General features: G+C 53.8%; 21 protein-coding genes, 1 other RNA gene and 2 pseudogenes. 12 read left to right on the top strand and 12 right to left on the bottom strand.

The features are described 5' to 3' along the window. Positions 1-20: 20 nt before the first annotated feature. The 5 genes from acrB to ACLW56_RS07430 all read left to right on the top strand — a co-directional run bounded on the left by acrB (position 21) and on the right by ACLW56_RS07430 (position 5,754). The gene (gene acrB, locus ACLW56_RS07450; protein WP_330983156.1) at positions 21-3,167 is read left to right on the top strand and encodes a multidrug efflux RND transporter permease subunit AcrB; all 3,147 of its coding nucleotides are present in this window, start codon (positions 21-23) and stop codon (positions 3,165-3,167) included. A 692-nt stretch (positions 3,168-3,859) separates the two neighbouring features. Next, positions 3,860-4,234, top strand: coding sequence for an Hha toxicity modulator TomB (gene tomB, locus ACLW56_RS07445; RefSeq protein WP_330983155.1), 375 nt, complete (start codon positions 3,860-3,862; stop codon positions 4,232-4,234). A gap of 27 nt (positions 4,235-4,261) precedes the next feature. Then, a complete protein-coding gene (locus ACLW56_RS07440; protein WP_330983154.1) occupies positions 4,262-4,480 on the top strand; it encodes an HHA domain-containing protein in 219 nt (72 codons plus the stop codon). Positions 4,481-4,631: 151 nt separating this feature from the next. Then, positions 4,632-5,186, top strand: coding sequence for a maltose O-acetyltransferase (gene maa, locus ACLW56_RS07435; RefSeq protein ID WP_330983153.1), 555 nt, complete (start codon positions 4,632-4,634; stop codon positions 5,184-5,186). Between the two features lie 97 nt (positions 5,187-5,283). Then, positions 5,284-5,754, top strand: a complete 471-nt coding sequence (locus ACLW56_RS07430) for a YlaC family protein (protein ID WP_330983152.1) — start codon at positions 5,284-5,286, stop codon at positions 5,752-5,754. Between the two features lie 137 nt (positions 5,755-5,891). Here ACLW56_RS07430 and ACLW56_RS07425 read toward each other — a convergent pair. After that, positions 5,892-6,100 (bottom strand): annotated as a pseudogene (locus ACLW56_RS07425) (PLP-dependent aminotransferase family protein); the annotation flags it as partial. Between the two features lie 129 nt (positions 6,101-6,229). On the opposite strand from ACLW56_RS07425, the gene ACLW56_RS07420 reads away from it, so the two are divergent. Next, positions 6,230-6,709 (top strand): hypothetical protein, encoded by a 480-nt coding sequence (locus tag ACLW56_RS07420; protein WP_330983151.1) that lies wholly within the window; start codon positions 6,230-6,232, stop codon positions 6,707-6,709. On the opposite strand, the gene ykgO is transcribed toward ACLW56_RS07420, so the two are convergent. Then, a complete protein-coding gene (gene ykgO, locus ACLW56_RS07415; RefSeq protein ID WP_049847774.1) occupies positions 6,706-6,846 on the bottom strand; it encodes a type B 50S ribosomal protein L36 in 141 nt (46 codons plus the stop codon). The two genes, ACLW56_RS07420 and ykgO, sit on opposite strands and share 4 nt — an antisense overlap. Positions 6,847-6,848: 2 nt before the next feature. Continuing rightward, positions 6,849-7,109: a type B 50S ribosomal protein L31 gene (locus ACLW56_RS07410; RefSeq protein WP_330983150.1), complete on the bottom strand. Its 261-nt coding sequence runs from the start codon at positions 7,107-7,109 to the stop codon at positions 6,849-6,851. Positions 7,110-7,293: 184 nt separating this feature from the next. Here ACLW56_RS07410 and ACLW56_RS07405 point away from each other — a divergent pair, with 184 nt between their 5' ends. Then, entirely contained in the window at positions 7,294-7,431 is a 138-nt protein-coding gene (locus tag ACLW56_RS07405) for a hypothetical protein (RefSeq protein WP_330983149.1), read from the top strand. Positions 7,432-7,490: 59 nt separating this feature from the next. Here ACLW56_RS07405 and ACLW56_RS07400 read toward each other — a convergent pair. Next, positions 7,491-7,706 (bottom strand): annotated as a pseudogene (locus ACLW56_RS07400) (GntR family transcriptional regulator); the annotation flags it as partial. A gap of 100 nt (positions 7,707-7,806) precedes the next feature. Here ACLW56_RS07400 and ACLW56_RS07395 point away from each other — a divergent pair. After that, positions 7,807-9,366, top strand: a complete 1,560-nt coding sequence (locus tag ACLW56_RS07395; protein WP_330983148.1) for an EAL domain-containing protein — start codon at positions 7,807-7,809, stop codon at positions 9,364-9,366. Positions 9,367-9,406: 40 nt separating this feature from the next. Here the strand turns inward: ACLW56_RS07395 and ACLW56_RS07390 are convergent, their stop codons facing one another. The 4 genes from ACLW56_RS07390 to ACLW56_RS07375 all read right to left on the bottom strand — a co-directional run bounded on the left by ACLW56_RS07390 (position 9,407) and on the right by ACLW56_RS07375 (position 14,777). Then, positions 9,407-9,760 carry a DUF1428 domain-containing protein gene (locus ACLW56_RS07390; protein ID WP_330983147.1) on the bottom strand — a complete coding sequence of 118 codons (354 nt, stop codon included), beginning with the start codon at positions 9,758-9,760 and terminating at the stop codon, positions 9,407-9,409. 62 nt (positions 9,761-9,822) lie between these two features. Then, complete coding sequence (locus tag ACLW56_RS07385; RefSeq protein ID WP_330983146.1) at positions 9,823-12,906, bottom strand: beta-galactosidase; 3,084 nt, start codon at positions 12,904-12,906, stop codon at positions 9,823-9,825. Between the two features lie 107 nt (positions 12,907-13,013). Continuing rightward, positions 13,014-14,087 (bottom strand): LacI family DNA-binding transcriptional regulator, encoded by a 1,074-nt coding sequence (locus ACLW56_RS07380; RefSeq protein ID WP_330983145.1) that lies wholly within the window; start codon positions 14,085-14,087, stop codon positions 13,014-13,016. 75 nt (positions 14,088-14,162) lie between these two features. Beyond that, positions 14,163-14,777: a hypothetical protein gene (locus ACLW56_RS07375; RefSeq protein ID WP_330983144.1), complete on the bottom strand. Its 615-nt coding sequence runs from the start codon at positions 14,775-14,777 to the stop codon at positions 14,163-14,165. Between the two features lie 87 nt (positions 14,778-14,864). Between ACLW56_RS07375 and ACLW56_RS07370 the strand changes: the two genes are divergently transcribed. Next, positions 14,865-16,292, top strand: a complete 1,428-nt coding sequence (locus ACLW56_RS07370; protein ID WP_330983143.1) for a PLP-dependent aminotransferase family protein — start codon at positions 14,865-14,867, stop codon at positions 16,290-16,292. Positions 16,293-16,433: 141 nt separating this feature from the next. Here the strand turns inward: ACLW56_RS07370 and ACLW56_RS07365 are convergent, their stop codons facing one another. The 3 genes from ACLW56_RS07365 to ffs all read right to left on the bottom strand — a co-directional run bounded on the left by ACLW56_RS07365 (position 16,434) and on the right by ffs (position 17,314). After that, positions 16,434-16,649, bottom strand: a complete 216-nt coding sequence (locus tag ACLW56_RS07365; RefSeq protein ID WP_330983142.1) for a hypothetical protein — start codon at positions 16,647-16,649, stop codon at positions 16,434-16,436. Next, complete coding sequence (locus ACLW56_RS07360) at positions 16,646-16,894, bottom strand: hypothetical protein (protein WP_330983141.1); 249 nt, start codon at positions 16,892-16,894, stop codon at positions 16,646-16,648. Before ACLW56_RS07360 ends, ACLW56_RS07365 begins: the two co-directional genes overlap by 4 nt. Before the next feature lie 323 nt (positions 16,895-17,217). After that, positions 17,218-17,314: signal recognition particle sRNA small type (gene ffs / locus ACLW56_RS07355), an RNA gene on the bottom strand. A 226-nt stretch (positions 17,315-17,540) separates the two neighbouring features. Here ffs and ACLW56_RS07350 point away from each other — a divergent pair. Next, complete coding sequence (locus ACLW56_RS07350; protein ID WP_330983140.1) at positions 17,541-17,948, top strand: dTDP-glucose pyrophosphorylase; 408 nt, start codon at positions 17,541-17,543, stop codon at positions 17,946-17,948. Between the two features lie 60 nt (positions 17,949-18,008). Next, the gene (locus ACLW56_RS07345; protein ID WP_330983139.1) at positions 18,009-18,320 is read left to right on the top strand and encodes an MGMT family protein; all 312 of its coding nucleotides are present in this window, start codon (positions 18,009-18,011) and stop codon (positions 18,318-18,320) included. 35 nt (positions 18,321-18,355) lie between these two features. On the opposite strand, the gene ACLW56_RS07340 is transcribed toward ACLW56_RS07345, so the two are convergent. Continuing rightward, positions 18,356-18,925 (bottom strand): YbaY family lipoprotein, encoded by a 570-nt coding sequence (locus ACLW56_RS07340; RefSeq protein WP_330983138.1) that lies wholly within the window; start codon positions 18,923-18,925, stop codon positions 18,356-18,358. Positions 18,926-19,145: 220 nt separating this feature from the next. Here ACLW56_RS07340 and tesB point away from each other — a divergent pair, with 220 nt between their 5' ends. Then, positions 19,146-20,006, top strand: coding sequence for an acyl-CoA thioesterase II (gene tesB / locus ACLW56_RS07335; RefSeq protein ID WP_330983137.1), 861 nt, complete (start codon positions 19,146-19,148; stop codon positions 20,004-20,006). Positions 20,007-20,213 lie beyond the last annotated feature (207 nt).

Here is a 20,213-nt window from a genome sequence, read left to right as displayed (position 1 = left end):
TAAACAGGAGACGTTAAGACATGCCTAATTTCTTTATCGATCGCCCCATTTTTGCATGGGTGATCGCCATTATTATCATGTTGGCAGGGGGACTTGCGATCCTCAAACTGCCCATAGCGCAATACCCAACGATTGCGCCACCGGCAATTGCCATCACGGCGATGTATCCCGGAGCGGATGCTGAAACCGTGCAGAACACGGTGACACAGGTTATCGAACAGAACATGAACGGTATCGATAACCTGATGTACATGTCTTCCAACGGTGACTCGACGGGTACAGCCACCATCACGCTGACCTTTGAATCCGGTACCGATCCGGATATCGCGCAGGTCCAGGTGCAGAACAAATTGCAGTTGGCAATGCCGCTTCTGCCGCAGGAAGTTCAGCAGCAAGGCGTGAGCGTTGAGAAAGCGTCCAGCAGCTTCCTGATGGTTGTCGGGGTGATTAACACCAACGGCACCATGACCCAGGACGATATCTCCGACTACGTTGCGGCCAATATGAAAGATCCTATCAGCCGTACTTCCGGCGTCGGTGATGTTCAGCTGTTCGGTTCTCAGTACGCAATGCGTATCTGGATGGATCCGAATAAACTGAATAACTTTCAGTTGACTCCTGTCGACGTTATCAGCGCGCTGAAAGCACAGAACGCCCAGGTTGCAGCCGGTCAGTTAGGCGGCACGCCACCAGTGAAAGGCCAGCAGTTGAACGCCTCAATTGTGGCGCAAACCCGTCTGACCAATACCGACGAGTTCGGCAAAATTCTGCTGAAAGTAAACCCGGACGGTTCGCAGGTCCGCCTGCGTGACGTGGCGAAAATTGAGCTTGGCGGTGAGAACTACGACGTTGTCGCCAAATTCAACGGCCAACCGGCATCCGGTTTGGGGATAAAACTGGCAACTGGCGCGAACGCGCTGAACACTGCCGATGCTATCCGCGCTGAACTGAAACACATGGAGCCGTTCTTCCCGTCAGGTCTGAAAATCGTTTACCCGTACGACACCACCCCGTTCGTGAAGATCTCCATTCATGAAGTAGTGAAAACGCTGGTCGAAGCGATCATCCTCGTGTTCCTCGTGATGTATCTGTTCCTGCAGAACTTCCGCGCGACGTTGATCCCGACCATCGCAGTACCGGTCGTATTGCTGGGGACGTTCTCGGTCCTGTCCATTTTCGGCTACTCGATAAACACCCTGACGATGTTCGGGATGGTGCTCGCCATCGGCCTGCTCGTGGATGACGCCATCGTGGTGGTGGAAAACGTCGAGCGTGTGATGGCCGAAGAAGGGCTGCCGCCAAAAGAAGCAACCCGTAAATCCATGGGCCAGATTCAGGGCGCGCTGGTCGGTATCGCGATGGTGCTGTCAGCGGTATTCATCCCGATGGCATTCTTTGGCGGTTCCACCGGGGCGATTTATCGTCAGTTCTCCATCACGATTGTTTCAGCGATGGCACTGTCGGTACTCGTTGCATTGATCCTGACGCCTGCACTGTGTGCCACCATGCTCAAGCCCGTTCAGAAAGGCGGTCATGGCGAGCATAAAGGATTCTTCGGCTGGTTTAACCGCATCTTCGATAAGAGCACGCACCATTATACCGACAGCGTGGGCAACATTCTGCGCAGCACCGGTCGTTATCTGCTGCTCTATATCATCATTGTGGTCGGCATGGCCTACCTGTTCGTACGTCTGCCAAGCTCGTTCTTGCCAGATGAAGACCAGGGGGTATTCCTGACCATGGCGCAGCTGCCAGCGGGTGCCACCCAGGAGCGTACGCAAAAAGTGCTCGATGAGGTGACCGATTACTACCTCAACAAAGAGAAAGACAACGTGGAATCCGTGTTCGCGGTTAACGGCTTCGGCTTCGCTGGTCGTGGCCAGAACACCGGTATCGCCTTCGTTTCGCTGAAAGACTGGAGCCAACGACCCGGCGATGAGAACAAGGTCGAGGCCATTACCGGTCGAGCGATGGCGCGCTTCTCGCAGATTAAAGATGCGATGGTGTTCGCCTTCAACCTCCCAGCAATCGTTGAACTGGGTACGGCAACCGGCTTTGACTTCCAGCTGATTGACCAGGCAGGTCTCGGCCACGAAAAACTGACTCAGGCACGTAATCAACTGTTTGGCGAAATTGCCAGGCATCCTGATGTGTTCGTCGGCGTGCGTCCGAACGGTCTGGAAGATACGCCGCAGTTTAAAATCGATATCGATCAGGAAAAAGCACAGGCTCTGGGCGTGTCTATTAGCGACATTAACACTACGCTAGGTGCCGCCTGGGGCGGAAGCTACGTCAACGACTTCGTTGACCGTGGCCGCGTGAAAAAAGTGTATCTGATGTCCGAAGCGCCATACCGCATGCTGCCGAGTGATATTGGTAACTGGTATGTTCGCGGCAGTAATGGACAGATGGTGCCGTTCTCCGCCTTCTCCACTTCACGTTGGGAATACGGTTCACCGCGTCTGGAGCGTTACAACGGTCTGCCATCGATGGAAATCCTCGGTCAGGCAGCGCCAGGTAAAAGTACCGGTGAAGCGATGTTGCTGATGGAGGAACTGGCGAGCAAACTGCCAACCGGTGTGGGCTACGACTGGACCGGTATGTCCTATCAGGAGCGCCTGTCCGGTAACCAGGCCCCTGCCCTGTATGCGATTTCACTGATTGTCGTGTTCCTGTGTCTGGCGGCGTTGTACGAGAGCTGGTCTATTCCGTTCTCCGTTATGCTGGTCGTTCCACTTGGCGTTATCGGTGCGCTGTTGGCGGCGACGTTCCGCGGCCTGACTAACGACGTGTACTTCCAGGTAGGCCTGCTGACAACCATTGGCTTGTCGGCAAAGAACGCGATACTTATTGTGGAATTCGCCAAAGACCTGATGGACAAAGAAGGTAAAGGGTTGATTGAAGCAACGCTGGAAGCGGTGCGCATGCGTCTGCGCCCGATTCTAATGACTTCGCTGGCGTTTATCCTCGGGGTAATGCCGCTGGTTATCAGCTCCGGTGCAGGCTCCGGCGCACAGAACGCCGTAGGTACTGGCGTAATGGGCGGGATGATCACCGCGACCATACTGGCTATCTTCTTCGTGCCAGTGTTCTTTGTGGTTGTTCGTCGTCGTTTCAGTAAAAAGAACGATGATCTGGAACATAACCACCCGGTTGAACACCGTTAATTTGGCTAAGCCATAACGACAAAGGGCCGCATTCGCGGCCCTTCAGACTGCTGACAAAGAAGGAAAAAGCGTGGTTTTTCCTTCTTTGTGGTTATCAGCCGAAAATCAATAAATTGATTTTCCTTGTTTTTTTATTCGGTACCCTATGACAAATCTCATTCGTTAGAGGTTTGTCATCACTCTCAAGGGCCGCATTCGCGGCCCTTTCTTATCTCTTCAATCCCACTAAAATCGCACGTATTGCCTCTCTGTTTATATCTCCACAACAAACATCAGGGATATAATCTTAATATTCTGACACTTTTTCCGTAGCTATAAGCGATAACGTTGATTTTTATCTGAACTTGCTTAGGAATATTCTTAGCTTGCTAAGCCATTAAGAATAGTTTGCTAAGTCACTAAGAAATTTCACACGCATTCATTGCCCTCAGATAAACATAAGCTAATGAAAACTAAGCGTCCAACAGCATATTTAGTGAGCGAAACCTAAAATTTCAGGCATTAGAAATGCTTAAGATTTACGCAAGCTGAATGTCCGAAATAACGCTAATTGTAATTTTTCGTAATAGCGCGGTGAAATCTTTTTCAGAGTGGATTATAGTTAGAGTGTCAGGATAGAAGCATATGTTCCGGGTCAGACAGTTGTATCCATCCCACACGGTGTTTGTTGGTTTATCATAAGGGGATGCGCTATGGACGAATACTCGCCAAAAAGACATGATATTGCGCAGCTTAAATTTCTCTGCGAAACCCTGTATCATGATTGTCTGGTTAACCTTGAAGAAAACCGAACTGGCTGGGTCAATGACCCGACGTCGGCGCTTAATCTTCAGCTTAATGAACTGATCGAGCATATAGCCACCTTCGCACTTAATTACAAAATTAAGTATGATGAAGACAATAAATTGATCGCGCAAATTGATGAATATCTGGACGATACCTTTATGCTGTTCAGTAACTATGGCATTAATGCTGACGACCTGCAGAAATGGCGTAAATCGGGTAACAGACTTTTCCGTTGCTTCATCAACGTCAGCCGAGCGAATCCTGTAAGTCATTCTTGTTAAAATTATTACAACCAAAAAGGTAAAATGATGTCAGATAAACTTTTAACAAAAACCGATTATTTGATGCGTCTGCGACGTTGTCAGACTATTGATACGTTGGAACGTGTTATTGAAAAAAATAAATATGAACTTTCCGATAACGAACTGGCTGTTTTTTACTCAGCGGCAGATCACCGTCTGGCCGAACTGACCATGAATAAGCTGTACGATAAAATCCCTTCTTCTGTGTGGAAATTTATACGTTAATTATCCCTGTCAGCTAAAAAAAGACACGTCCTTATCTGTCTCCCTCAAGCGTACAGATGGCAGTGTGACAAATGTCACACGGCAACGCAGGGAACGTTCCCTGATTGCCGTAGACCTTATACTGTGACTCTCTCGCTAACAGGAGAATCACATGAGTGAAGAAAAACGCAAAATGCTCGCTGGAGAGCTGTATCGTCCGGGTGACGTCACCCTCCGGGCCGATCGTTTGCGGGCAAGAGAAATTTTGCATCGCTACAACCTTTCCTCGCCAGAAGAGAAAGCGTTACGTAGCAGCCTGCTCAGCGACTTACTGGGCTATGAGCATGGCGCTTATATCGAACCCACTTTCCGCTGTGACTACGGCTACAACATTCTCCTCGGTCGCAACTTCTACGCCAACTTTGACTGCATCATGCTCGACGTCTGCCCGATTCATATCGGCGACAACTGTATGCTTGCGCCCGGCGTACATATCTACACCGCCACTCATCCCCTCGATGCGCAGGAACGCGTAGGCGGAGCCGAATTCGGCAAACCCGTGACGATTGGCCACAATGTCTGGATTGGCGGACGTGCGGTGATCAATCCTGGCGTCATCATCGGCGATAATGCGGTGATTGCTTCCGGCGCTATCGTGGTGAAAGATGTCCCGGCGAATGCGGTGGTCGGTGGCAATCCGGCGCAAATCATTAAAATGCTCAACTGACTGTTATGCTTTTCTGCAACCAAACTGTTACTTTCCGCCTGAATCACGGCAACCTAAAATAGGGCATCACCCGATTCAGGCATAACAGAGGGCGCAGATGGCCGAAATCCAGCGACTGCTTACCAATACCATCGAAGAATTAAACAGCGCCGAGAAACGCGATAATCGTCCGCGCTTTAGCATCAGCTTTATTCGCCGCTTCCCTGGGCTGTTCCTGGCGATGTATCTCGGCTTTCTGGCGACGTACATCGTCATGCATCGTTCAGAAACGCTGGCGGATTCCCTGTGGCTACTGGTGGTGTTGTTTATCGTCCTCAACGGCTTTTTCTTTTTCGACGTCGCCCCGCGTTACCGCTACGAAGATATCGACGTGCTGGATTTTCGCGTCTGCTATAACGGCGAGTGGTACAACACTCGCTTTGTGCCAGATGAGCTCATCGAGCGCATTTTGCATTCCCCTCGCGTAGCCGACCCGCAGAAAAGCCAATTACAGAAAATGATGGCGACCAAAGGCGAGCTGTCGTTCTACGATATCTTCACCCTCGCCCGCGCCGAGACTGCGCAATAAGCTTATTCAGCGTCCGCATTCCAGAGATAAACTGGGATGCGGACGTATTGCCGTCCCCCAACACAAAGCCCGTTTTTCCACTGGAAGCGTCGAGGTAATAACGACTCAGCGCGGCAAGAGGCGCGCGCGAACGCCAACAGCGCCAGGTGGCGGGCAATTGCCGTGCACAGAGGCCCGATTCACCGTAACCAGGCAGCGTGCTACCCTCTTCCCTCAACACGCGATCCAGCAAACATCGCCACAGCGGTAGCGGAAAATAGTTCACCGCCGAAGTGCCAGGCGTGAACATAAAGGCAGGGGAATCGCGCCGGATGCCCGGTGGCAGTTGTACCAGCCTGGACGGCAGGTGTAGAAAGCGTCCTGCGGAATGTTCATCGCCTCTCCTCGTGGTACCACCACAATGCCCGTCAATGGTTCTTTTTAGGGAACCATCTTATCTCTATTCTGCAGGCGAGCGTTCATAAAAGGAGTGAGTATGAGTCAGAATAATGAGTTTGGTCAGCCGGTGGGCGATGCCCTTCCGGACTGGCAACCGCGTCAACATCCACAACGAGTCCCCCTTGAAGGCCGTTTGTGCAGGCTGGAGCCGCTGGCTGAACACCATGCGCAAGCACTGTTCTCAGCTTATCAACTGGCAGAAGATACGCGCAACTGGACATGGTTACTGCGTGAACCGGATACAAACGTTGAAAGCTATCAGGCGTGGGTGGCAAGTATTGCTGCGCTGCAGGACCCGATTCATTTTGCAGTGATCGACAAAAACACGGGGCAGCCCGTTGGCAGCCAGGCGCTGGTGATTAAAGGGCACAACCGGGATACCGACTGGTTCTCGATCATTGATAGCGAGTGGCCCGAAATCGACCATGCTATGCAGAAATGGCTTGCCGCCGGGAATTTTGGTCCCGACGGCAAGCAGGTAAGTTCCCTGGAAAGTTGGCGACAGCCAAAACGTTAACGTCTTTTCTTACGCCCCTGCACAGCTTTAAAGCGGGGGTTACTTTTGCAAATGACGTACAGCCGCCCTTTGCGTTTGACTATCTGGCAATCCGGATGGCGCTGTTTCGCGCTCTTCAGTGAGTTAAGCACCTGCATGGTTAGCCTCGTTTCGCATTAAGGAAACCAGCAAAACGCTGACGGAAGCGCGCTGTACTGCCTTCGCTGGAGAAGGTTTTCTGCTTCCCGGTGTAAAACGGGTGCGATTTGGACGACACTTCCAGGGTGATGTACGGATACGTTTCGCCTTCCAGCTCAATCTCTCTGTCCGTTCTGATGGTCGAGCCCACTTTAAAGTACTCGTTAGCACTGGTGTCGTGAAACACCACGGTACGATAGTGCGGATGAATGTCGGCTTTCATGATGAACCTCAATTGTTATAGTATAACATAACAATAAAATACGCCGACGCCTGAACAAGATCAACCCTGAATAAATCAGGGTTATTTATTAAGAAAAAGGAGCTGCCTGGCGGCGCTACGCTTGCGCAGGCCTACAATGCAACATAGAAACGTAGGCCGGGTCAGGCGCAGCCGCCACCCGGCAATGGCACATTACCGCTGCTCGCGCCCCACCAGCACTGTCGTCAGCGTGAAGGACAGCACCAGCGCGATAGCCACGCCGGACAGCGCGGGTTCGGTGATCCCCAGTGGTTTTTTTTATGGCGGCACGCCAACGGAATGATACGATCCCGAAAACCCTTCTTCCGGCGCCTGGTTCGATCAGGATCAGTACATGCGCAATACCAGCGGGTTATTCCGCGCCTGTTCGTGAATCCACGCCCCCAAACCCTGAACAATTCTGACCACCCCAATACTCGCCAGTTTTTCCAGCGCCTGACGCACGGTGAAACATTCCTCGGCCAGTTGCCGCTCCGGAGGCAGTTTGCACGGGCCGCCTTCGCTGTGCTGATAAATTTTACTGAGCAGATCCTGGGTGACGAACTCGTTCTTCTTCATACGTTGTTTTTCTCATTCTTGATCTCCGTAAGACAGCACGGGCTGGCAGCGCATATACTGGGTTAACTTTACGAAATTTGCGCTGAAAGGAAAGCAGGCTATGACAAATACCCGGTTGATTGCGCTTGTCATCACCGTGCTGTTTCTGGTCGTGCTGCTGCCTGTCACCCTGAGCATCTGGCTGGCGCATTATCAGGCACAAAAGGATTTTACCTACACGCTCGATGCGTATGGCGAGCGTGTCATCCAGCGTTCTCAGCAGGTGGCTGACCAGGCGAAACAAGCTATTCAGGTCATCAGCCAGTTCCAGGGCACGCCTTGCAGTGACGAACATTTAATGGCGATGCGCCGTATCGCTTACACCTGGCGTGATGTTCAGGAAGTGCTGTGGCTCGACGGATTGCAGCCCCGCTGTTCATCGATGGAAAAGCGCAGCGCTGAGATCGGGTTCCCCTCGACCTTCGGCCATACTCACGATGGCTACCGCGTCTGGCTGACCACCGATAACGACCTGGGTATCAAGCATGCCATGGTTGCGCTCGCCAACGAGCATTATATGGTGATGGTTGATCCCACGGCCTTTGTCGACGTGCTTCCTTTCTCATCGTGGAACATTAATGCTGCACTGATTGCCACCCGTAGCGGGCATATCATCGCGCAAAATGCCGACTTAACACCTCAGCTGTGGGAAAACGCCCGCCGTGATGGATTACGGGTGTTTGAACACCAGGGCATGATGTACAACCTGCGCGATTATCCGGAACTGGGCATCTCGCTGGTGGTCTGGGCCTCCACGGTTCCCCTCGCAGAAAGCTGGCATCGCCAGTTATTTATCTGGCTGCCGGTAGGCATTTTTATCAGTCTGGCGGGCGCAGGGCTGATTATCTGGATGGTTCGACGCACACAACTGCCGTGGCACAGAATTCAGGACGCCATCAAAAACAGGACCCTTGAGGTTTATTACCAGCCGGTGGTCTCACTGAAGACAAAGAAAATTGTCGGGGCAGAAGCGCTTGCCCGCTGGCCGCAGCCGGACGGTACCTTTTTGTCACCCGACATTTTCATTCCAATCGCTGAACAAGCCGGGTTGATTACAGACCTCACCGAACTGGTGATTGAGAAGATTTTTGAAGATTTGGGAGCCTGGCTGAAACATCACCCGCAGCTTCATATCTCAGTGAACTTAGATCCCCGCGATCTCAACTCACCGTCATTTTCAGCATTGCTGTTCCATAAGCTGCTGGAATATGGAATCTCGCCATCGCAGATTGCGCTTGAACTGACAGAGCGCAGTTTTATTGATCCTCAACGTTCGTCAGCTCGGCTGAGTCAATTCCGTGAAGCCGGGCACGCGATTTATATCGATGACTTTGGCACCGGCTACTCCAGCCTGAGCTTTTTGAAAGATTTGCAGGTCGATACGCTCAAAATCGACAAAGCCTTTGTCGACCCGCAGGCCTTTACCAGCCTGACACCGCACGTTATCGAGATAGCCAAAACGTTGAATCTGTCGATGATTGCCGAAGGCGTGGAAACCCAGTCTCAGGCGGACTGGCTGGAAGCGCATGACGTGCAGTTTGGTCAGGGATGGCTTTACAGCAAAGCGCTGCCGAAAGAGGCGTTTATTGCGTGGGCGGAAGCCAGTCTGAGGCAGGCCTGAAACGAAAACGGCTGGCGGCACGCCGCACAGCCGGGAAGGATTACTCGTCGAGAATCGGCGCGAAGCCGCCATAGATCATGCGTTTACCGTCAAATGGCATGCTTTCACCCATCTCTTTCATCCGTGGATCGGCCATCATCTTCGCGTTGGCAGCATCCCGAACCTCTTTCGACGGATACTCAATCCAGCTGAACACCACCTCTTCGCTGTCTTCAGCTTTGACCGCCATGCGAAAATCAGTCAGGTTTCCCGCGGGGACATCGTCCGTCCAGCACTCCACCACGCGAGTGGCACCAAACTCTTTAAACAGCGGTGCCGCCTTTGCCGCCAGCGCCAGATACTCCTCCTTTTTGTCCGCCGGCACGGCAACGACAAAACCATCAACATACTTCATGAGATAACCTCCGAAGTGAACGGCGCGGCCAGCGGGTCTGACCGCGTCCGGCGTTGATAAGTTTAGTCGCGACGCCAGCTGAACGCATAACGCAGGCGGCGCGTCGGCAAAAGGAACTCTGGCGACACACTCGGACTCCAGGAATCATCCCCACCGACGCCCATATGAAACGCATCGAGATTTAGCCAGCAGCCCGCTTCTTCGCGTAGCAAGTGCTGATGCGTGGTTTCATGAAGCTGTTTTTGGCTGTAGCGACTCAGGCCAAAATGGAACAACCCGCGCAGGCAATGATCGGCATATTGCACTTCGCGCGTATCACAACGCAGCCCGTTCTCACTCGGGAAAATATACGGCGTGTGCAGCGCTTCCAACGGTAACGTCCAGCGACCCTGCCGTGCTGCCAGTTTACGGTCGGGGTAATTCTCATGAGGGCCAAGCCCCTGCCACGTCACCTCATTGGCCGATGCCGCTAGCTGGCAGCTCAGGCCGATACGCGCAGGTTCGGGAATATCACTTGCCACGGACACGTCTATTTCTGCGTGCAGTTCGCCCTGCCCGTCGATACGCCAGCGTTTATCAGAAATGAACAGCGTCTTGTCACCGTGCTGCCAGGCGTGGCGAGTCATCACCACCACGTCATTGCCTTGTTCCTGAGCTTCGCACAGCAGTAAATGCGGCGTCATCGCGTACATGCCCGCCGCCTTCCAGCGTTCAACCCAGGCATTCGGATCGATACGCGTGGCCTCGCTCACACCAATGTCGTTATCCAGCGGCGCACGGGTAAAATTATCGGTCAGCGGTGCAAGCAAAGCGGGCTGTTCGTTGCGCCACCACTGGCTGAGATCGCCACTCTGGCGACTGAATTGCCAGCGCTGATCGCCGTGCGTGATGCTAAAAGCCGCTTCCGTTTCATTCAAACGTGAAGCCGTGCCGTGGGCGAGTGGTTTTGGCAGGGCAAGTGGCGAAGGCAACAGCCACTGATCCCAGGCACAAAGATGGTTGGCATCAGACCAGGCGGTGGCTTCCTGCTGCCACACTTCGACGTTGAGCCATATCTCTCCACCGTTTTCTGGCATCGTAAACTCTGGCAACTCAAACCGTTGCTGGCCTTCCGCTTCGACATCAAGCGCCCTTTCGCCTTCTGCCAGCGTTTCGCCCTCACAGGCCAGCCACCAGCGTAATTTTTCGTTATCGCTATGACGGAAAAGGTACTCACTGGTCACTTCAATCTGAAGCGGTGAAGTGGACAGCAAACGGAACTGGAAGAACTGCTGCGCGCGCCTGGCCTCGTAAAGCGCAGGATGCGGGCTGCGATCCGGGAACACCAGCCCGTTCATGCAGAACTGGCGATCGTTTGGCGTATCGCCGAAATCGCCGCCGTAAGCCCAAAACGTCTTGCCCTCGGCGTCTGTTTTGCACAAAGCCTGATCGACCCAATCCCAGACAAAACCGCCCTGCAAACGAGGAAAGTCGCGAAACGCCTGCCAGTATTTGGCAAAACCACCAAAGCTATTGCCCATGGCATGCGCATATTCACAAAGGATCAGCGGGCGATATTCACCAGGCAAACCGATCCACTTTTTCAGCGACCATTTTGGCACCGCCGGGAAAGGCTGATCCTGATCGACGCGAGCATACATCGGGCAAACAATATCCGTTGCGGCGGTATTTGCACCGCCGCCTTCATACTGCACCGGACGGGTTGGATCGGTGGTTTTGATCCAACGATAGAGCGCATCGTGGTTCGCGCCATGCCCGGATTCATTGCCCAGCGACCAGATAATTATCGACGGGTGATTGCGATCGCGGGCGACCATCCGCGTCACGCGTTCGCTCATTGCAGGGAGCCAGCGCGGATCGTCCGCCAGGCGACTCATCGGCACCATGCCATGGGTTTCGATATTGGCTTCATCCACCACATACAGGCCGTAGCGATCGCACAGCCGATACCACTGCGGATGATTAGGATAATGCGAGCAGCGCACGGCATTAAAGTTGTTCTGCTTCATCAGCAGAATGTCCTGAACCATCGTGGCCTCATCCACGGCTTGCCCGGTGAGCGGATGATGTTCATGCCGGTTCACGCCACGGATAAGCAAGGGCTTACCGTTGAGCTTCAGCAAGCCATCAGCAATTTCCACCTTGCGAAAACCGACGTCACAAGCTTCTGTTTCCAGAGCATCGCCCTGCGCATTTTTTAGCGTCAGCGTCAGCCGATACAGCTCGGGAAGCTCAGCGCTCCACAATGCAGGCTGCGCTACGGGAAGGTTCAGATGAAGGCGTTCAGTCCAATTTCCGCGCTCATCCACGATATCGCTGCCGGGGTGTTGGCTCACGCTTCCAACCTCAACGCCATCGCGCCAAAGCACGGCTTCTACAACGGAACGAGCGTACGCCTCACCTTCCAGCGTGACCTCAAGTTCCACCACGCCGTGGGTGAAATCTTCGTTAAGCCGGGTTGAGAGGTGATAGTCGGCGATGCGCGTCACCGGTTTGTGCAGCAGAGTGACATCGCGAAAAATGCCGCTCATCCGCCACATATCCTGATCTTCAAGATAGCTGCCATCACACCAGCGCAGCACCAGCACGGTCAGCCGGTTTCGTCCGGCCACCAGCCCAGGGCTGAGGTCAAATTCCGCGGGCAAACGGCTGTCCTGGGAATAGCCGACCCACAGGCCGTTGCACCATAAATAAAAAGCGGAGTTCACGCCGTCGAGGATAATGCGCGTCTGCCCTTCCGCCAGCCAGGCTTCCGGCACCTCAAATTCACGGGAATAACAGCCTGTCGGGTTTTCTTCTGGCACCTGCGGCGGCGTGACGGGAATGGGATAGGTCACGTTGGTATAAATCGGGATATCAAACCCTTGCATCTGCCAGTTTGAGGGCACGGGCATGGCAACTGCCTCAGGTAAATCCTTTTCGAGCCAGCTTTCAGGCACCGCTTCCGGGCGAGTAAAAAAGCTAAACCGCCACTCGCCGTTTAGCAGCAAGCGTGAAGTGGAAGCTTCATCGCGCCGGGCCTCTTCTTCGTGACGCCAGCTAAACATCGGCGCATGAGCAGGTAAACGGTGCCATTGGGTCACGCCTGGGTTTTCCCAGTCACGACGAGCCAGTAACGAAGCCAGAATTTGGGTAGCAGATTGCATCAGTAAACCTCTTTTGCGAAGCGCTCACAATTTTAACTGAGAGTGCATCGTTATCCTGTGCCCGTAAAGGATCAGATCAGCAGGAAGCGAGGAGGATCACAAAGCGTTTAGCGCAGCCCAAGCTTGTTGGCCATTTCTGCCAGTGCCTGAAAACGTTCAGCCAGATCCTGCGATGTCGTCTGACTCATTCGAGAGGTTGATCCACGCACGATCAGCGAGACGGGCAAACGAGTTTGGCTGGCTGAGGTTTCCCCGCGATGTGAATCAATCAGCCAATCGACAGCCTTCTCACCGGCCTCGCGAAAAGCCTGCCGAACGGTGGTTAACGGCGGCGTAAACCAGGCGCTGTCCGTGGTGTCGTCATAACCGATAACCGATAATTGATGCGGGACAGAAATCCCCTTTTCGGCACAGGCACGAAGTACGCCAAGCGCCATCTGATCGTTGCCCACCAGAATGGCCTCTGGGCGCGGTGCACCGGCAAGCAAGCTGTGCGCTTTTTCGAAGCCCGATTGTGCGCTCCAGTCTCCTTCTGCAATTGCAGCGGCCTCTAAGCCTGCATTTCGAAGCGTGTGCAGCCAACCCTCCAGCCTCGCACGCGCTGAAACAGAGGTTTTCGGCCCCGCCAATAACGCTATTTTGCGATGCCCTTCCGCCAGCAGATGTTCAACGCCCAGCGCCGCGCCCTGAACAGCATCAAACACCAGACTATTGACCTGAGCCTGTTCACCCACATCCAGGAAGAGCACCGGTAACGGCGCAGCCAGCTCGCGAAGCTGTTTTGCGGCTGCATTTTCCAGCGGCACGTTGATCACCAGCCCATCGACACGCTGCGCCAGCAACTCCTGCATCGCCAGGGCGCAATCACTCGGCTGATGGCTGGCAACCATCGAAATCAACACGGCATACCCTTTCTCAGTGGCCCGAGTTTTTACTGCGGAGGCAATTTGCGATGGCGCGTGTAATGCCAGATCGGCGGTGATTAACCCCAGAGTGGGTTGATGTTTTCCAGCCAGCAGCTGCGCGCCCCGGTTGGGCACGTAATTCAGTTCAGCCATGGCGTGCTGAACTTTCTCTCGCGTACGAGCAGAAACGTGCTCCGCCTGGTTAATGACGCGGGAGACAGTCTGGTAGGACACACCCGCGAGGCGAGCGACATCGTAGAGCGTTGTGGGTTTCATCAAATGCAGCTTCCAGTCAGAGATGCACTCAGTGTACCTGAAAAGCCTTACTCTGACTGTGAGCGCTTCGCAAATTTAGCTAACTGCTTTCACCTTTGCGGCGACAGATTCTGCTGTGGGTAAAGTGCGAAACCAGGGCAAGCAGAGCTGAATCAAGGGGCCAATCGCCAGGGCATAAACCAGCGTGCCGACCCCCACGCTGCCGCCGAGCAGATAGCCAATCACCAGCACGGTCAACTCAATGGTGGTGCGGATGCCACGAAGCGACCAGCCCGTGCGGGCGTGCAGGCCGGTCATTAACCCATCGCGCGGCCCCGGACCAAATCCTGCGCCGATGTACATGCCTGTTGCCAGCGCATTTAGCACGACAGCGGCCACCATCAACACCGCTTTTAACCACAGCGAATCCGGCGTGTGCAAAACAGCCATCGTGGCATTGGCCGCCAGACCCAACACAATCACATTGCTGATGGTGCCCAGTCCAGGGCGTTGGCGAATCGGGATCCACAGCAGCAACACCAGCGCGCCGGTGAGGATCATCACCGTGCCAATATCCAACGAAAAGACTTTCCCGACGCCAAGGTGAAACACATCCCAAGGATCGGCCCCGAGATCCGCACGGACAAACATCGCGGTGGAAATCCCATACAGACAAAGCCCGACATACAGCTGAACTAAACGGCGCAGCATAAAAACCTCACGATGGATTGCTGAAAACCGCATCATCGTTAAAAATGGACTTATTATTAATGACCAGTTTTATAAAAGTGGACTGCTATGCCTCAACGTCGTTCCGGAAGTCAGTCGCTGGTGAGCTTATTGGGCCACTGGCAGGAAAGCCCTTCTCGTATGCCGCTCTGGCGACAGCTGGCTGAAGCGCTGCGTCTTTTGATTCTGGACGGTCGTCTGGCGCTGGACAGCCGTCTGCCCGGCGAACGTGAACTGGCAAGCGCGCTACAGGTCAGTCGAACGACGATTGCCAGCGCCCTTGCCCACTTGCGTGAAGAAGGATTTATCGTCAGCCGTCACGGTAGCGGATCGCAGGTCATGCTACCCGCTCACCATCCTCAGGTGCCGACCCGAATGAGCGCCGCTCAGTCATTGGATCTTTCCACCGCGGCTTTGAGCGCCGGGCCTGAAATCCATCAGGCCTACAGCCACGCAATGGCCGCTCTGCCCGAACATCTCGCCAGCACGGGTTACGATCAGCAAGGATTACCCGCGCTGCGGGAAGCTATCGCAAAGCGCTATTGCCAACGTGGGCTGCCTACCCGAGCGGATGAAATCATGGTGGTCAATGGTGCCGTCAGCGGGCTGGCACTGATCCTGCGTTTACTGACCGGGCCGGGCGATCGGGTGGTCGTGGAAAACCCGACTTACCCGCTGGCGATTGCAGCCATTCAGGGCGCATCTTGCCGTCCTGTCAGCGTTGCACTTCCCCATCAGGGTTGGGACGTGGGAGGGTTAGCGGCCACCATAGCGCAAACCGCGCCAAGACTGGCTTACCTGATGCCCGATTTTCATAACCCCACAGGGCGGTGCATGGACAGCGCTACGCGACAGGCGATTGCTGACCTGGCTGCGAAAACGCGTACTGCTCTGGTGGTGGATGAAACGATGGTCGATTTGTGGTTCAACGCCCCGCCGCCGCCACCGCTCGCTGCGTTTAATTCTCAGGCGCAAATCATCACGCTGGGTTCGGCAGGAAAAAGCTTTTGGGGCGGATTACGGCTGGGTTGGATCAGAGCATCCACTCGCACAATTGCATCGCTGATTCAGGCGCGTGACACACTCGATTTGGGTTCGCCGATCCTGGAGCAGCTCGCCACCTGCTGGCTGCTGGAAAACAGCGAGGATTTGCTGTCCCAGCGCCGCCAGATGCTGGCGACTCGACGGGACATGTGCAGTGCATTAATGGCGGAGTATTTTCCACAATGGCGTTATGAGCAGCCTGAAGGTGGCCTGTCATTTTGGGTGGAACTGCCGGATATGCTGGCAACGCTGTTTGCCGCTCGCGCCGAAGGCATCGGTATTCATTTGGGAACGGGTACCCGTTTTGGGCTGGCGGGCGCTTTCGATCGCTGGCTTCGTCTGCCCTTCACCCATGACGACGAAACGCTGCGTGTTGCTTTTAAGGCGCTGCAACCCCTCTGGAATTCTCTGAACGGTCAGCAGAATAATTTACGTACACGGAAAATAATATAATAAAATAACGACGAGCCAGCATTAACGATGGCTCGTCTAAAAATATCGTCCATGATGATATGAGATGATCATGTCTTTCTTATTGCAAAACATCATCCTGGATTCAGATGTCCGCAACATGACAAGATGTTGGCAGTTTTATTAATGCTGGCGTGGGATCGGGAAACCTTTCAAGGAAATAATAAAACTGTCGCCATCTTTTTTAATTTTTGCACCGGTATCACACCAGTCAGAAGCGATGCGGAAAAACTCATCGCTGCCCACATTCCAGTTCAAACGCACATGCTTAACATAACCGGAACGCAGCAGTTCACAGGCTTCGCCATAAGTGCTGGCCGTTGAGAGTTGTTGTTTCATTTTCTCTTCTTCAAAAGTTTGCGTAGTGCTTTGATTTCTTTAGGAGTAAGAGGTGATGATTCTTCTTCGGTATGCTGGCTGTCGACCTCATCTTCGGATACTCCCGCCGCAACCTCCTTGTCGAACGCAAGCTGTAACAGCTTCTGTGTTGCCGCGCTCAGGGTCTCGTTATGGACTTCCGCGTAATGCCGTAATTGCTCTTTCAGATCGCCATCAATTTTTACATTCAGTACTGCAGTACTCATGTTCACGTTTCCCGTGCAATAAATTCAGATAATTAATACATGAACATAACAAAACGATCCAGAAATAAATTTTTCATAATCGTTAACTTAATAATTACCCATTTTTATTGTCCGCCTATAAAATGACATTTATATGACAGTAATATTTCAGTGGCATGACAAACTATTGAGTAATGGGATTAGCATAGCTTAACTTTTCACCGTTAATTTAACATTTATCTTTGCTCTGAGGGTGCACGCTACATTGTAGAGAACGGATAAAAAGCGCACGAAGCAAAGAGGTGAAGCATGAAGATTTTTGGGGGAGCACGAATGGGTGGGGGCCCTGCCAGCTACATCCCGGCACACACGTCGTCTGCCCTGGCTGCTTCCTTCCGGACCTGACCTGGTGAACAGAGTAGCGTTGCGGGAGAACCAACAGAGCCCCCATTGAGAGCGTTATTCCTAACGCGCTGGCGCATTATCCCTGTGCAGCCCGGCAATTGCAACCCGCTGCAGACTGGATGCTGGTTTATTGCCCATCTTTGCGCCATTCTTTCTGTACAGCACCTGAAAGCCAGGATGTGCAGAGTGCGAAGCTGCTCCCAGCAAATCCGGCTACAACGTGCAGACTCTGTTTATCTTTCGAAGCATTCAGGGTATGACAATGATCAAGACACCACCTCAGACACTCACGCTGCCGATGCCCGCTATCGACGAAGCCACCATTCCTCATCAGGGGCTGAACTATTTGCGCCCTGAACTGCTGCTGGATTTCGTCACCATCAGCCCCAGCCCGTTGCTGTTTGTTACGCCTGTGGCGGTGCTTTTCTCTTCGCTCGGCGTGGTGAATCACGTGTCTTTGCGCCAGATCCCCGTCGCGGTATCTGGTCGGGTTATCTATCCGATTTGCACTCAGGAACTGCCGGAACTGCGGGGTAAACTCATCATCAACACCGCCTCACGAAAGCTCAAGTTTCTGGAAAATCAGGTCGTCAGCCCGGATAAATTTGCCCCGACAACCACGCAAGTGATTGGCCTGGCGCTTGAATTTACCGTTCAGCAGCCCGAGTGAGCGCTTCACAAGGTCAGGAGCGTCACTTATCCTGTGTTTTTTGGCAATTCGGACGCAGTAATGGAACCTAAAGATTCATTCCCGCAGCGGGTTTGGCAAATTGTGGCTGCTATTCCGGAAGGGTCTGTAACGACGTACGGTGAAGTGGCACGGTTGGCAGGTTCACCCCGCGCGGCGCGACAAGTGGGTGGCGTGCTTCGCAGGCTGCCGGAAGGCTCGACGCTGCCGTGGTACCGGGTGATCAACAGTCAGGGCACTATTTCCCTTACCGGGCCGGATTTGCAACGTCAGCGCCAGGCGCTGTTGTCTGAGGGCGTTCAGGTGTCGGGAAGCGGAAAAGTTGATTTGCTGAAGTACCGCTGGAAATACTGAGTCCTCCCTCGCAATGGAGGGAGGAGCTCACGTCATTACGGCATCTGCGTTGGAGCAGGAACGGCCGAAGACGGATTCACCTGAGTCGGTGAAGTGGACGGAACGGTTGTCGCCGCACCACCGGTTTCATTCACCGGCACAGCAGTCGACTGAACAGGCACCAGCGTCAGATCGGCTTTTGTTCCACCGTTATTGATCACCTGCTGAACGGTGTCGGTGATAAACACCAGCTTATCGTTCACAGTGATGGCCGCACTCAACAGGATGCGAGCATTCGGCTGAATATCGGCCGGGTTATAAGGCAGAACGAAGCTGAACGGTGCCTGTTTCCCTTCCGTACGGGTCACTTTCTGTGACAACACTTTCGATGGCGCATCGGCCAGTGAAGCATCAGACAGCATGACCGTCAGAACGGCATCAGGTGGCAGCGCCACTTTCTGGCGGATCCACGCAGTACCTGAAACATTAGGCTGCTGGATAACAGGCTGTGTAGCCGCAGAGGGGTTCGGGCTTGGCGCAGGTGTCGGAATGTCTGCACTTTTCTGAGCGCAGGCCGACAGCGCAACCGCAACCGCTAAACCACTTAACACGTGCACGAGTTTCATTATGTTCTCCTTTTCATCCATGCACTCGCAGGATGATATCCTGCCAGAGTGAGTGGTTAAAACATTTGTGACGCGCTAAGTGTGGCACAGATCTCAGATATTTGCCTGTATTCGCCTCGTTATTCAGACTATTGCACCCATCGGACCACTTCGCAAACTGCGTTATACTGTGGCTATTCCCGCGCTCCACCGTGGCTTTTTTTACCTGTTGAGGACATTTATGAGTCAGGCTCTCTCTAATCTGCTAGCCCTGTTAAATCTGGAAAAAATCGAAGAGGGATTATTCCGCGGCCAGAGTGAGGATCTGGGATTACGTCAGGTATTCGGGGGTCAGGTCGTCGGTCAGGCGCTGTATGCGGCGAAAGAAACCGTGCCTGCTGACCGACTCGTTCACTCCTTTCACAGCTACTTTTTACGCCCGGGCGACAGCCAGAAGCCGATTGTCTATGACGTAGAAGTGCTGCGTGATGGTAATAGCTTCAGCGCGCGCCGCGTGGCCGCCATTCAGCATGGCAAACCGATTTTCTATATGACCGCCTCTTTCCAGGCACCGGAATCCGGTTATGAACATCAAAAGCAGATGCCTCCTGCGCCTGCGCCAGATGCCCTGCCTTCGGAAACAGACATTGCACGCAAGCTGGCACATCTGCTCCCTCCGCAGGCCAAAGAGAAGTTTCTGTGCGATAAGCCGCTGGAGATTCGCCCGGTCGAATTCCATAACCCTTTAAAAGGCCATGTGGCGGAACCCACTCGCCAGGTCTGGATCCGTGCGAACGGTACCGTCGCAGACGACTTCCGCGTCCATCAGTATCTGCTGGGTTATGCCTCAGATTTCAATTTCCTGCCAGTCGCCCTTCAGCCGCACGGCGTGGGCTTCCTCGAAAAAGGCATGCAGGTCGCCACTATCGACCATTCCATGTGGTTCCATCGCCCGTTCAATATGAATGAGTGGCTGCTGTATAGCGTGGAAAGCACTTCCGCCTCCAGCGCTCGCGGGTTTGTGCGCGGCGAGTTTTACACCCAGGATGGTGTGTTAGTCGCTTCGACGGTGCAGGAAGGGGTGATGCGTAACCGCAATTGATATTGCGTGATTGCCGGGTGGCGCTAACGCTTACCCGGCCTACAAACCGGAAAGTAGGCCGGGCCAACGCAGTGCCGCCCGGCAATATCACCAAAAAACAAAAGCCTCCGATTCGGAGGCTTTCGTCGCTATGGAGATAACGTCGAGGATTGAGTTGTCTGATGCCCTCTCCCCCAACCCCTCTCCCACAGGGCGAGGGTGCAAACA

Origin of the sequence: Pantoea sp. sgz302252 (genome assembly GCF_047713085.1) — a bacterium.
GTDB lineage: Bacteria > Pseudomonadota > Gammaproteobacteria > Enterobacterales > Enterobacteriaceae > Scandinavium.
The sequence above is the reverse complement of the archived record's forward strand: the minus strand, read 5'-3'. Positions and strand labels throughout refer to the sequence as shown.